The 12797-nt window shown below is 71.5% G+C and carries 11 protein-coding genes; 4 read left to right on the top strand and 7 right to left on the bottom strand.

The annotated features are described in order from the left end of the window. Positions 1 to 15: 15 nt before the first annotated feature. Positions 16 to 426 carry a MarR family winged helix-turn-helix transcriptional regulator gene (locus K7C98_RS32605; protein ID WP_224195738.1) on the bottom strand — a complete coding sequence of 137 codons (411 nt, stop codon included), beginning with the start codon at positions 424 to 426 and terminating at the stop codon, positions 16 to 18. 93 nt (positions 427 to 519) lie between these two features. Here K7C98_RS32605 and K7C98_RS32600 point away from each other — a divergent pair, with 93 nt between their 5' ends. Next, entirely contained in the window at positions 520 to 1605 is a 1086-nt protein-coding gene (locus K7C98_RS32600; RefSeq protein ID WP_224195737.1) for an aldo/keto reductase, read from the top strand. A gap of 25 nt (positions 1606 to 1630) precedes the next feature. On the opposite strand, the gene K7C98_RS32595 is transcribed toward K7C98_RS32600, so the two are convergent. Then, positions 1631 to 3166: an AMP-binding protein gene (locus K7C98_RS32595; RefSeq protein ID WP_224195736.1), complete on the bottom strand. Its 1536-nt coding sequence runs from the start codon at positions 3164 to 3166 to the stop codon at positions 1631 to 1633. A 74-nt stretch (positions 3167 to 3240) separates the two neighbouring features. Continuing rightward, positions 3241 to 3795 carry a hypothetical protein gene (locus tag K7C98_RS32590; RefSeq protein ID WP_224195735.1) on the bottom strand — a complete coding sequence of 185 codons (555 nt, stop codon included), beginning with the start codon at positions 3793 to 3795 and terminating at the stop codon, positions 3241 to 3243. A gap of 334 nt (positions 3796 to 4129) precedes the next feature. Here K7C98_RS32590 and K7C98_RS32585 point away from each other — a divergent pair, with 334 nt between their 5' ends. Then, complete coding sequence (locus tag K7C98_RS32585; protein WP_224195734.1) at positions 4130 to 5809, top strand: serine hydrolase domain-containing protein; 1680 nt, start codon at positions 4130 to 4132, stop codon at positions 5807 to 5809. Between the two features lie 64 nt (positions 5810 to 5873). Here the strand turns inward: K7C98_RS32585 and K7C98_RS32580 are convergent, their stop codons facing one another. From K7C98_RS32580 to K7C98_RS32570, 3 genes are all read right to left on the bottom strand, one after another. Then, on the bottom strand, positions 5874 to 7094 hold the full coding sequence (locus K7C98_RS32580) for a hypothetical protein (protein WP_224195733.1): 1221 nt from the start codon (positions 7092 to 7094) through the stop codon (positions 5874 to 5876). 151 nt (positions 7095 to 7245) lie between these two features. Beyond that, entirely contained in the window at positions 7246 to 7629 is a 384-nt protein-coding gene (locus K7C98_RS32575; protein ID WP_224195732.1) for a hypothetical protein, read from the bottom strand. Beyond that, entirely contained in the window at positions 7626 to 8456 is an 831-nt protein-coding gene (locus K7C98_RS32570; RefSeq protein WP_224195731.1) for a type I restriction enzyme HsdR N-terminal domain-containing protein, read from the bottom strand. Before K7C98_RS32570 ends, K7C98_RS32575 begins: the two co-directional genes overlap by 4 nt. 259 nt (positions 8457 to 8715) lie before the next feature. Between K7C98_RS32570 and K7C98_RS32565 the strand changes: the two genes are divergently transcribed. After that, positions 8716 to 9810 carry a M28 family peptidase gene (locus K7C98_RS32565; protein WP_224195730.1) on the top strand — a complete coding sequence of 365 codons (1095 nt, stop codon included), beginning with the start codon at positions 8716 to 8718 and terminating at the stop codon, positions 9808 to 9810. A gap of 262 nt (positions 9811 to 10072) precedes the next feature. Next, positions 10073 to 10807, top strand: a complete 735-nt coding sequence (locus K7C98_RS32560) for a hypothetical protein (protein ID WP_224195729.1) — start codon at positions 10073 to 10075, stop codon at positions 10805 to 10807. A 197-nt stretch (positions 10808 to 11004) separates the two neighbouring features. Here the strand turns inward: K7C98_RS32560 and K7C98_RS45140 are convergent, their stop codons facing one another. Next, entirely contained in the window at positions 11005 to 12711 is a 1707-nt protein-coding gene (locus tag K7C98_RS45140; RefSeq protein ID WP_224195728.1) for an Eco57I restriction-modification methylase domain-containing protein, read from the bottom strand. Positions 12712 to 12797: the final 86 nt, after the last annotated feature.

The following is a 12797-nucleotide window of genomic DNA, read 5'->3' as shown; positions in this document are numbered from 1 at the left end:
TGAAGGACATCGACCTCACCCCGTCAGCTTCTCGAGCAGCCCGCGGAGCTGCGCCTGCTCGCCCGCGCTCAGGCGCCCCACCCGCGCCGCGAACGCGTCGGCGAGCAGCGTCATCCCCCGCTGCATCACCTTGCGTCCGGCGGGCGTGAGCGCCAGCCGGTGCTTGCGCAGGTCGTCGGGGTCGATCTCGCGCCGGAGGAGGCCCGCCGCCTCGAGCCGCTTCACGTACAGCGTCATCGTCGGCTTCGGCATCACCAGCGCCGCCGCCAGCTCGGCCGGGTACGGGTGCTCGTCGACCTCCGACAGCACGAACAGCTCCTTGACCTCGAGGCCCAGCGCGCCCACCTCGGCCGCCACCGTGGCGATCACGGACATCAGCAAACGGTGATTGAGCGACCACAGCCTGGCGGCGTCGATTTTCGTCATGACCCCTCTTGCGCTCCCGATAGTTCAACACTAAACCAGTTCAAGGTTGAACCAGTTCGAGGCTGAACCAACTCGAACATACCAGGAGTCACGATGCCACTCGACCATTATGTGACGCTCGGCCGCTCCGGCCTGCGCGTGAGCCCGTTCTGCCTCGGTGCGATGACCTTCGGCGAGGACCTCGGTTGGGGTTCGAGCGTCGAGGAGTCGCAGCGGATCCTCGACCGCTTCATCGAGCTCGGCGGCAACTTCATCGACACCGCCAACTTCTACACCAAGAGCCACTCGGAGAAGATCCTCGGCGACCACGTCGGCCGCCACCCGGCGCGCCGCGACCGCCTGGTGCTCGCCACCAAGTTCAGCGGCAACCTCTACCCCGGCGATCCCAACGGCGGCGGCTCGGGCCGCAAGTCGATCCTCTCCGCATGCGACAACTCGCTGCGTCGCCTGCAGACCGACTACATCGACCTGTACTGGCTGCACAACTGGGACGTGCACACGCCGATCGACGAGACGATGGCGGCGCTCGAGGACCTCGTGCGCGCCGGCAAGGTCCGCTACATCGGCGTCTCGGACACCCCGGCGTGGAAGATCGCCCAGGCCAACGTCACCGCGCAGTTCCGCGGCTGGTCGGCGTTCATCGGCCTGCAGATCGAGTACTCGCTGCTCGAGCGCTCGGTCGAGCAGGAGCTGGTGCCGATGGCGCTCGAGCTCGGGCTCGGCGTCACCCCGTGGTCGCCGCTGAAGAGCGGCGCGCTCAGCGGCAAGTACACCCGCGCCAACGCCGGCACGGTCAAGGCCGCCCGCGGCATGTTCCTCGAGCCGTTCCTCCACGAGAAGACCTTCGCCCTGGTCGACGCGCTCGAGGAGATCGCCAGGGCCCACGAGACCACCGTGGCCCGCGTCGCGCTGGCGTGGGTGCAGGGCCGGCCCGGCGTGACCTCCACGATCATCGGCGCGCGCACCCTGGCGCAGCTCGAGGACAACGTGAAGGCGCTCGACGTGAAGCTCCACGCCGACGACCTGGCTCGCCTCGAGGCGCTCACCCGTCCGACCTTCGGCTTCCCGCAGAACATGCAGCCGATGTTCCCGGCCATTCACAACGGCGGCACCACCGTGAACGGCGTGCACGCCCCGCCGAGCCCGTTCGTCCTCGCCAAGGGCGACAAGCCGTACTGAGACGCGGGGGTGGGCGACCCGCCCTTCAGTTGACCTGCCGCGCGCGTCCGGCCCAGTACGGCGCGCGCAGTTTAAACTTCTGCAGCTTGCCGGTCGACGTGCGCGCCAGCTCGGAGCGCACCTCGACCGAGGTCGGGCACTTGTAGTGTGCCAGGCGCTGGCGGCAGTGGGCGATGAGCTCGGCCTCGGTGGCCGACTGCCCGGGAGCCAGCACCACCAGCGCCTTGACCGTCTCGCCCCACTTCTCGTCGGGCACGCCGATCACGGCCGCCTCCGCCACCGCCGGGTGCGAGCACAACGCGTCCTCGACCTCGATCGACGACACGTTCTCGCCGCCGCTGATGATCACGTCCTTCTTGCGGTCGGAGATCACCAGATGGCCCTCCGGGTCGACCAGGCCGCCGTCGCCGGTGTGGAACCACCCGTCGGCCAGGGCCGTCGTCGTCGCCGCGGGATCTCGCCAGTAGCCCTCGAGCACCGTGTTGCCGCGCGCCAGCACCTCGCCCTGCGCGTCGACCTCGATCTCCGTCCCCAGCGCCGGCGCGCCCGCGCGGCCGAGCTTCTCCGCGCGCTCGTGAGCCGGCAGCGCGTCCCACTCCGCGCGCGTGCGGTTGATCGTCAGCAGCGGCGACGTCTCGGTGAGCCCGTAGATCTGGATAAATTCCCACCCGAGCTCCGCCTCCACGCGCTCGATCGTCCGCGTCGGCGGCGGCGCCCCGGCACACACCACCCGCACCTTCCCGCGCCCCGGGATCGGCCCCTGCCACTGCTGCGCAGCCGCCAGGATCGCGTTGTACACCGCAGGCGCCCCGCACATCAGCGTCACCCCGTGCGCCTGCACCCGCCGCAAGATCTCCGCACCGTCGATCTTGCGCAGCACGTGCTGCACCGCGCCCAGCCCGGCCAGCGCGAACGGCATCCCCCAGCCGTTGCAGTGGAACATCGGCAACGTGTGCAGGTACACGTCGCGGTCGGTGACCGCCGTGTGCAGCGCGAACGTCGTCGCGTTGATCCACAGGTTGCGGTGCGTCAGCTGTACCCCTTTCGGTCGCGCCGTCGTTCCGCTGGTGTAGTTGATCGTCGCCGTCGCGTTCTCGTCGGCCTGCCAGATCGCCGGGGTCGCGTCGTGGCGGAACAGCAGCCGATCGCTCTCGGCGCCGAGCACGAACCGGCGCGCGCAATTCACCTCCGCCAGCGCCGCGTCGAGCTCCGGATCGACCAGCAGCATCGACGCCCCCGAGTGCTCGACGATGTACGCGATCTCGGCCGGGCTGAGGCGGAAGTTGATCGGCACCAGCGCCCGCCCGTGGGCCGCGACCCCGAAGAACGACACCAGCATGCGCGCCGCGTTGTGCGACACGATCGCCACCCGCTCGCCGAACCCGACCCCGAGCGCGTCGAGTCCGGCCGCCTGCGCCCGCGCCTGCGCCGCCAGCTTTTTATACGTCAACGCCCCCAGCGAGCTCGCCGGCTGCTGCGGTTCATCGAACACGCCGACGCGGTCGCCGTAGACCTGCTCGGCGCGGCGCATGAAGTCGAGGATCGTGAGCGGGACGAACAAGACGAGCTCCTGCGGCGAGAGAGAGGCCCGCAGGATCGCACGAAATCAGTTCGGCCGCGATCGGCACCGAGGCTCTACGCCGGCTCCCACGCGTCGGCGTCGAGGTCGGGAAAAAAGACCTCGCAGGTGCCTGCGGGGATCCGGCTGATCCGCGCGACGCCGAGGGAGTCGGTGAAGCCGCGCCACTCGACCCCGTCGGGCGCGACGATGCGGTAGCGCTGGCCCGGGATCCCCTCGCCGTCCTCGCCGACCAGCTGGATCTCCACCCAGTGCGTCGGCGGCCCCGCCTCCAGCGTCGAGAACGCCTCCTCGCCGGCGCGCTCGTCAACCTCCTTCTCCTCGCCGGGCGGCCCGACGAGCGGCGGCGCGACCGCCCCCGGCCGCGTGAACGCCAGCCGGCCGCTCACCAGCGCCCCGGCGAGCCGCGTCACCACGTCCTCCCCGCCGCGGTGATCGAGCTCGCCGGCGAGCTGCTGCAGCACGAAGACGTCGCGCGCGTCGCTCATCAGCCGGGCCACGAACGCCGACGCCGCGCGCACATCCGCGAACGCCAGCCGCTCCCCCGGCCCCGGCGACTCGCCGAGCAGACGGACCTCGAGGTCGGCGACGCGGAGGGTGCGACGATCCACGGTGGAGCCCACGCTATCGCAGCCGCCCATGCCCATCAAGGCGCGCCCGCGCGCTCGCAGGGCCCTGCCGCCTCGTCCTCGCGGGCGCTCATGACATGTCCCGAAGGACATCTCGTTCGCCGCGCCCACCGTGCCACGAGCCGCCGCCCCCGCGACACGCGCTCGCCCTCGCCCTCGCCCGCGAGGCGGGCGGCTGTCGTCCTCTCCTCCAGCCTCATCCCTCCGCGCCCCGCGTCGCGCCGGCGACCTCTCCCCCAGCTTCGGCGCCGATGCCCCGTCCGCGCCGCTGCGACCCGCCGTCGCCTCCGCTCCCCTGCTCGCGTACGATGGCCGGGTGCGTCGCCGCAGCTTCATCGCCGGCGCGGCGGCCCTCGCCTGCGGCCGCCCGGGTCACGCCCCGAGGTTCGCCTTCAGCGAGACGCGCGAGACCGTCGCCGCGCTCGTCGAGGCCTGGCGCGAGAAGATGCCGGTCGTCGGTCTCAGCCTCGCGCTCGTCGACCGCGGCGAGCTCGCCTGGGCGGGAGGCTTCGGCATGGCCGACCGCGAGGCGCACCGCCCCGCCGACGCCGACACCGTCTACGCCATCGGCTCGCTCACCAAGCTCTACACCGCCCTGACCGCCCTGCGCGCCGACGCCCGCGCCGCCCTCGACCTCGACGCCCCGCTGCAGCGGCACCTCCCCCAGCTACGCGCCCCCGGCGTCGACGCCGTCCGCCTGCGCCACCTCCTCTGTCACCGCTCCGGCCTGATCTCCGACTGGCACCGCGGCAGCCTCGGCGAGCGCCCGCCCGACTGGCGGCTCGTCGCCGACGAGATCGCCGACGAGCCGCTCATCGCCGCGCCCGACCGCTGGTACGCCTACTCCAACGTCGGCTACACCCTCATGGGACATGTCCTCGACAGCATGTCCGAAAAGCCATTCCCCGACCACGCCCTCGACGTCGCCCGCGACACCCTCGGCACCAGCGCCCTTTGCTTCGATCCCCCGCCGCTGCTGGCCGCCGGTTACTGCGCCGGCCGCCGCGAGGTCGAGCCGCGCCTGCGCCTGCAGCCGGCGGCCGGCATGTACGGCAGCGTCCTCGACCTCGTCCCCCTGCTCCGCTGGTTGCTCGCCGGCGACGGCCTCGCCGCCGCCATGCTCACCCCGCAACCGGCCGGCCCGCTCGACTGCGACGAGCGCTGGGGCCTCGGCCTCGCGCTGAAGCACGTCGGCCTCGCCCACGCCGGCCGCGTCGGCTGGCACACCGGCCGCACCTTCGCTCACCGCGCCGTCCTGTTCGTCCTGCCTGACCGCGGCCTCGGCATCGCCGTCCTCGCCAACTTCCGCGAGGCCGGCGGCGTCGAGGACCTCGCCGTCGACGCCCTGCAGACCGCCCTGCTCGAGCGCGACGGCCTCGACCTCCCGCCCAGCGTCGGCGACGGCGAGGCACGCCCGCGCGCCGCCTTCGACCCCGTCGCGCTGCAGCGCCACGTCGGCCGCTACGCCAACGATTTCGACGTCGTCCGCCTCGAGCTCGGGCACGGCGGCCTGGTCTCGCGCGCCGAGCTCGGCGACACCGCCCTGATCCCCGCGCAGGGCGGCGGGTTCCACAGCGCCGCCAACCGCGACTCTCACGTCACCATCACCGACCGCGCCGGCTACCACGTCCTCACCAGCACCGTGCGCGGCATCGAGACGCGCATCGGCGTCCGCTGTCCCGAAGGACCTGTCCCCGAGGACTGGCTCCGCCGCGCCGGCCGCTACCGCGTCGACGCCGCCCCCGGCGAGGTCGTCGCCTTCAAGGCCGCCCACCTCGAGCACGTCGGCGGCGGCCTCGAGCTGCGCCTCGAGCTGCCGCAAGCCTTCGCCACCAGCTCGACCCTGGCCCGCTTCGCCCTCGCGCCCTCCGGCCCGCGCGACGCGACGATCTTCGGCATCGGCCGCGGCAAGGGCCAGCGCGTCGCCGCCGAGGACGGCCCGGACGGCCCCGCGCTGGCGTGGGCCGGCTATCGCCTGCTCCGCAGCGACGCCTGAGCCGGCTCGCCTTCGTCCGTCCCCTCATGATTCGTCGGCAGGAGTCACACCCAGCCGCGCCGTCTCACTCAATGCGTCGCCGTCGCCGCAATCCCACCAGCACCAGCAGCGCCCAGGCCTCGCGCCACGACGCACTCCCGCTCGCGCAGGCGCAACCGTGCTCGACGAGCCCGTCGTCGGCCGCCGTCGTCGCCCCGCCGCTCGCATCACTCGTCGCCCCCGTCGTCGCCCCTGTCGTCCCCGGCTCGACCGGTCCGGTCGTCGGCGCGCCCGTCGTCGGCTCGCCCGTGCTCCCCTCCATCGCCGGCCACGCCGCGCAGCGGTCGGGGTCCCACTCGGACTCGAGCTCGTCCGTCTCGCACACGTACGGCTGGCCCTGACAGGCCGCGAGCGCCGGCGACTCGGCCGTCAACGTCTGCGGTCCGAGCTGGCTCGCCAGCGCATCCCCGTGACATTGCGGCGGCCCCACCACCTCCTCGCCGCTGGCCAGGTTGCGCAGCACCACCTCGGCGCAGAACGGCTCCGTCTCGCGCGCCCGCAGCACGAACCCGTCCGGTCCGGAGAAGCTCGGCGCCCACATCTTCCCCTCGGCGCGCAGCTCCGCCGCGATCATCGACGCCGCTCCCGGCGCCGCGATCGCCGTCCCCGTCACCTCCACCTGCATCGCCCCGACCCAGTCGAGCGGCGCGCAGTGCCCCTCGTCGACCACCAGCTCGCTCGACCCGCAGCCGGCGAACTCCACCCGGGGGAACGCCCCGTCGCAGCACACCAGCCGAACGAGGCTCGACAGCGGCGGCTCCGCGAGCGCCTCGTTCGTCATCACCGCGGGCAGCGCGAGCGGCGGCATCGACTCACCCGCGACCTCGACCTCGAACTCGAACGGCACGAACTCTTCCCCGCAGAACTCGAGGTTCGGCACGAACTCGACGTTGTGGATCGTCCCCGTCACCACCAGCGTCGCATTCGCCGTCAGCGGCAGCTCCGGCCGCCACAGCAGCACCCCGTCGATCCCGCTGTCCTCGACCGCTCCCGCCAGCGGCATGCCGTCCAGCGTCACCTCGACCTCGAGGATGTCCGTCGTCGGCGCCGCCCCCGACGGCCCCGACACCCGCATCACGATCACCCCGTCGATCGGGATCGGCGCCGTGAACACCTCCTCGACCGTCGTCCACGTGTCGAAGGTGCCGCACGGATCGCCGAGGTCGAGGCACCCCGCCGCCTCGCGCGCGATGAGACCACCCCCGAACACGAGCCCGAGCGCCACAAACCGCGAGACCGATGCCATCGCTCCTCTCTATCACGACCCTCGTTGCCCGAGCGCTGGGAATCGAGGGAGGTGGCCGGACCGCGGCGATTCCGTCACGCGCGCCGCGAGCACGTGAACCAGGAGCAGGAAGATCGCGCCGCCGGCGCAGATCGATCGCAAGAAGCGGAGCCTAGCCCGCCTCGGCATCAGCCGCGGGCTCTGTCTGGCGGATGGCCTCTTCGTAGGCGAGGAGCAGCAGCGGACGCAGGCGATGCAGGTCCTTCACTGTGTTGATGTAAACGAACCCCTTCTCCACCTCGAAGCCTGGTGACAGCGATTTGGCCTTCTCTGGAGACACCTTGGTGGAAATGGACTTCTTACGCTGATTGAAGTGGAGCCTGACGAACCAGCGGCGAATCGAGATGGTCGAGATCGTGAACCAATTGACCGTATCCTTGTGCAGGATCGGCGCCCCCGAACTCATCGGCGAGTCGGCGCAGATCGATCGAACGATCTCGAGCGCCTCCAGCTCTTCGCCTGTCGTGACGATATTCGGCACCGCGGGCGCCGTCACAGCTTCTCGTCGATCTTGATCACCGGCTGCGGCGGAGCGACCGTCGGGACCTCGAGCTTCGGAGGAGCGGCCGGGACCGGCGCCTCGGCCCTCGGTTCAGCCTGATCCTTGATCGATCGCGTCGCCATGTCGAGCAACGTCGCCTGGATCGCGCGCTTGATCGTCGGTGTGAACTTCTCGATCACCCTCGGCGTGAGGCGCTTGCCGGCGAAGACACTGAGCTCGCCGAGGACGAAGCGCGTGAAGCTCTCGGGCGGATTTCGCAAGATCGACCCCATGTAGCCGCTGATCTTGCTCGTGTAGATGATCTCCTCCGCCTGCTCACGCACCCCACCCGGGTTGAACCGCTCACGCGAGAACGTCTCCAACACCTCGACGTCGGCCTCGGTGAACGAAAGAACATCGAACTCAAAGAAGGGCTTCTCACCGAGGATGTTCTTCTCCTCGAGGTCGGTGAAGAACATATACTTCACGCCATTCGTCAGCACGGCGACGGGGCACGCCGGTGTCGCGTTGAAATAGCGAGCGAGCTGGCCGCTGAAGTTGTGCAACGCGACGTCGGCGGACTTGCACTCCACGAAGATGACCGGCGTCCCGCCCAGGTGGATGGCATAATCGACCTTCTCCGCCGGGCCTCCTGGACGCTTCTTGGCGAAGTCCGCCACGTATTCCGGACGTATCTCGGTCGGATCGTAGATATCGTAGCCAAGCGCGCCGATGAAGGGGAGGATCAACGCCTGCTTCGTGGACTCTTCTCCATGGACGTGGGGCAGCCGCCTGCGGATCTGCTCTGCAAGCTTCAAAAATTGATCGTGAAACGCGGCCATCATCTCTCCGTGACGATCGAGTGTAGGTCGACGATGACGCTGGGGTCAACGGACCAGGCCCGCGCGCGAGCGTTCTCGCCCACAACGCATTGTGGCCGGCAAATCAATGTTCCCTGGCTCCTGGCGTTTCCCTGCTGGCCTTTCTCGCGCGCGTCGATAGGTGCTTCCTGCGACGGACCCCGACATATCGGCCGACGCGGCCGGGCACCTCTTATTTCGCCGACCTCCGCCGCCCGGCGAAGTCCGCTACGATCGCCGGATGCAACGCCGAACCTCCGAGCGACGCGCCCGCATCGAGGATCTGGTCCGCTACCTCTGCTCGCCGGAGTGCGCCGGGCGAGCGCCCGACACGCCTGGTGGCATCGCCGCGCGCATGCGGCTCGTCGACGAGTTCCGCGCGATCGGGGCCGTGCCGGGCGGCATCGACGGGTACTTGCAGCCCGTCCCGAACTGCGGCGCCAACGTCCTCGCCGAGGTACCGGGCCGCGGTTCGTTCGCCGAGCGCACGATCGTCGTCGCCGCGCACTACGATCATTTGGGCGCGACGGCCGACGATTGCGTCTTCTGGGGCGCCGACGACAACGCCGCCGCCGTGGCGATCCTCGTCGAGGTCGGGCGCGAGCTCGTCGCGCGCGGGCGCCCCGGCCGGCGGGTCATCCTCGCCGCCTACGACGGCGAGGAGATGCCGCACTTCCTCCACGGCACCATGGGCTCGATGTACCACGTCGCCAACCCGACCGCGCCGCTCGCCAGCATCGACATGATGGTGTGCATGGACCTGTGCGGCCACGCGATCGGGCCCGCGAGCTTCCCCAGCGAGGTCCGCAACTCCCTGTTCGTCTTCGGCGCCGAGCTCAGCGCCGGCGTCGGCGAGCTCGTCGACGCCGCCACGATCGCCGGCGGCGTCTACCCGCGCCGCGCCGACCTCGACGTCCTCCCGCCGCTCAGCGACTACTACGCCTTCCGCCAGGCCGGCGTCCCCGTGCTGTTCCTCAGCTGCGGCCGCTGGCAGCACTATCACCAGCCGACCGACACCCCCGACCGGCTCGACTACGACAAGATCGTCTCCACCGTCGATTATTTGGCCGGCCTCGTGCAGCTGCTGCGCGAGCGCCCCGAGGCCCCCGCGCCCTTCGACACCGACGCCCGCGACGACCTCGCCACCATCGCCTCCCTGCGAGCCCTCGCCCGCCACCTCGCCCCGCACGTCCCCGCCGGCTCGCTCGCGGCCCTCCAGCTCGCGGCCCGTATGGGGTACGGACTCGCCGCCGCGGCCGCCCGGGGCCCGCTGTCCACCGAACAGCGCCAGCAGCTCGCGTGGATGATCGCCGGCCTCGAAGAGGCCATGGCCTGAACTGACCTGACCCGAGGGACATACCCAGCTCCACATGTCTTGAAGGACATCTCACCCGTGCTCGAGCTCGGGACTCGCCCGAGGGCGCTCCCGATCTTCAGCGGCGGAGGCGACGCCCGCGCACCGATTCGGACCCGCCTCGGACCCCGGGAACGCGCACCGCCTCGTTATCCTTGGCTTTTCCTCCGCATATGGGAGGTGTTCGAACGATGTCGCCGATCGTCCCGATCGAAGTGACCGCCTCGATCACTACGCGATCGAGATGCTCGACGCGACCTCGACGACGACCCCGTACCACCCTGGCGACAGCGACGTCGCCCGCGTCCGCACCTTGCTCGACCGCGCGGTCGCCTCCGCCTTCCCGCACGCGCGCCCGGCCGAGGTCCCGCCGCTGACCGCCACGCGCTGGGCCTTTCGCCTCGCCGGCCTCTATCACCTCACCCACTCCACGCCCGCGCGGCTCGAACTGGCCGCCGAGCGCTTCGCCGCGGTCGGCCGCAAGGTCCTGGCGAAGTGGGCCCGCGAGCGCGCGCGCGAGGGGAGCGACCACGACTTGCTCGCGCTGCGAGACCTCCGCGACCTCGGCTACGACCCCGTGCGGGTCGTCGAGCGCGTGCGTCCGGCCACCGCGATGCGCATGGTCGAGTACTTCGAGCGCAGCGTCCGCGCCTTCGACCCGATCGGCTGCGTCGGCTACGCCTATACCGTCGAGCGCCTGGCCATGACCGTATGCGAGCCCGACATCCGCGCAATCGAGGCCGTACTACCGCCCGGCACCCGCGCCACCCGCTGCTTGCGGGTCCACGGCGCCGCCGGCAGCGACGGCGATCACGTCGCCGACACCCTCGTCGCCGTCGCTCGCCTCACGCCCGGCGAGCGGGCCCGGATCGCCGAGGCCGCGCGCGACACCGCCGTCCTCTGCTCCACCCCCGAACCCGCAGGCCCGCCGAGCGACGCCGCGCTCGCCGAGCTCCTCGCGCCCTGCCGGCTCCACTGATCTCCTCGGACATGATCATCACCCACACGCGACAATCGGAGAGACGACCATCGCCTGCCTGGCTTTCAGGACAGGCCCGGCTTCGACCCCGCCACGGCCTCGACGCCCCTCGCGTCCCCAGCCGTTGCCGCCCTCGCTCATTTGGGCATGTCCTGAAGCACATGCTCATGCAGACATGCTCATGCAGACATGTCCTTTTACACCGACCGCTTGCCCCCGACGCGAATCGTCGCCGCCGCGCGCCGGACCGTGTCCGCCTCGGCCCGCGTGAGCCCGTAGGCGGCGAACGCCGCGCGGTCGATCGCCGCGGCGTCGGTGGCGGGCGCCGCGATCAAGGCCGCCCGGCTCTTCGCCGACAGGTCGGCCCAGCGCGGCACGCAGATCCGCCGCAGGTACTGCGCCTGGAACCGCAAGAACCCGCCGGCCATCTTGATCCCGTAGTTGGCGACGAACAGGGCCGCCAGCGACGAGCGCAGGATCGTCGCCAGCGCCTGCAGGTCCCACGTCGGCGACGTCACGTGATAGAGGTTGTGGTGCGGGTAATAGCGACCCGCGTCGAACACCACCGTCGGCTCGCCCTTGATGTCGGGGATCAGCAGCTTGGGCGTGTGCGTCAGCGCGACGTCGACGCGGTCGATGGTCCGGTACCACGCGGCCGGGCTCCGCTGGGCCACGTAGCGCCGCTGCAGCGCCTCGCGGTGGCTGCGGACGTACGCGGCGAAGCGCGGGTAGCGGGCGAGATCGGCGAGCGCTCCGTCGGGCTCGAAGGGATTGACGATCGCCCGCCCGCTCCACGCGATCGCCCCGCCGCGCAGGTCCGCCGCCATCACCAGCGGCAGCTTGCGCGCCGCCTCGACCGGCAGCGCGTCGAGCTCGGCGATGAACACCCGATCGGCCCCGGTGGCCACGCCGATCCCCACCACGCACCCGGCGTCCTCGAGCGCCACGTGGTCACGCTCGAGCCGGCGCAGCACGCGGAGCTGATCGGCGCTGTCGAGCAGCCAGGGGTCGGCCCCGCGGACCGCCTGCGCGACCTCCTCGACCCGCGGATCGCGGATCGGCCCCGGCGTCGTCATCGCCTGCACCACCGCCGGCAGCTCGCCCGCGCCCTGCGGCCGGCGACCGATCCGCGTCACCTCGCCCGCGCCGCGGCGGATCACCGTGATCGCCGGATACGCGAACACCTCCGACTGAAACGCGTCGGTCCCCTCCATGTCGATGAAGTGCGACAGGTGGAACTCGCGGGCGACGAGGTCGCGCAGCGGTCCGCCGTACTTGTTCTTGAGCCAGCGGTTGGCGCAGATGAACGCCAGGCGCCCGCCCTCGGCCAGCAGCTGCAGCCCGCGCTCGAAGAACGGCACGTAGAGATCGGCGCGGTCGTAGATCGTGCGATAGCGCCGGCGGTACTCGGCGAGCAGCGCCTCGGGGATCCGCTCCTGGCGCACGTACGGCGGGTTGCCGACGACGACGTCGAAGCGGCGCTCGAGCGGCGCGAGCAGGAAGTCGCCGCGGAGCAGCCACGCGTCGCACAACCACTCGGCGTCGGCGCGGCTCGCCCCCCACGCGAGCAGGCGCGCGCGCACGCGGTCGCGCGTCGCCGCGAACGACTCGGCGTGGACCTCGACGCCGCGCACGGCCTCGCCGAGGCGCCGCGCATCCTTCGGCCCCGGGCCTGCGCGCGCGCACGCGGCCAGCAGGCGCTCGACGATCGCCAGGAGAAAATCACCCGCGCCGAACGACGGCTCGAGCACCGCCCAGCGGTGCAGCGGCCGCTCCGCCGTGTAGTCCGCCAGGTCGAGCAGCGCCTCGACCACCTCGGGCCGGGTGAAGACCGCGCCGCGCTCGCTCGCGTCGGGCCCGAGGAGCGGGGACCGGGGCGCGCGGGTCTCGAGCGACGACTGCACGGGGACACCGCATGATAGCGCGGCTCGCCTGCGCGTGCGCGGCGCGCCCGCCACGCCCGCTCACGGCGAGCGGGCCCCCGCCTGCC

It is taken from the genome of Nannocystis pusilla, from assembly GCF_020073745.1.
GTDB classification, from domain to species: Bacteria; Myxococcota_A; Polyangia; order Nannocystales; family Nannocystaceae; genus Nannocystis; species Nannocystis radixulma.
The sequence above is the reverse complement of the archived record's forward strand: the minus strand, read 5'-3'. Positions and strand labels throughout refer to the sequence as shown.

What these genes read in the sequence shown, in the direction of transcription:
- K7C98_RS32605 (WP_224195738.1), bottom strand. Translation starts at nt 426, where the DNA reads ATGACGAAAATCGACGCCGCCAGGCTGTGGTCGCTCAATCACCGTTTG.
- K7C98_RS32600 (WP_224195737.1), top strand. Translation starts at nt 520, where the DNA reads ATGCCACTCGACCATTATGTGACGCTCGGCCGCTCCGGCCTGCGCGTG.
- K7C98_RS32580 (WP_224195733.1), bottom strand. Translation starts at nt 7,094, where the DNA reads ATGGCATCGGTCTCGCGGTTTGTGGCGCTCGGGCTCGTGTTCGGGGGT.
- K7C98_RS32570 (WP_224195731.1), bottom strand. Translation starts at nt 8,456, where the DNA reads ATGGCCGCGTTTCACGATCAATTTTTGAAGCTTGCAGAGCAGATCCGC.
- K7C98_RS32565 (WP_224195730.1), top strand. Translation starts at nt 8,716, where the DNA reads ATGCAACGCCGAACCTCCGAGCGACGCGCCCGCATCGAGGATCTGGTC.
- K7C98_RS32560 (WP_224195729.1), top strand. Translation starts at nt 10,073, where the DNA reads ATGCTCGACGCGACCTCGACGACGACCCCGTACCACCCTGGCGACAGC.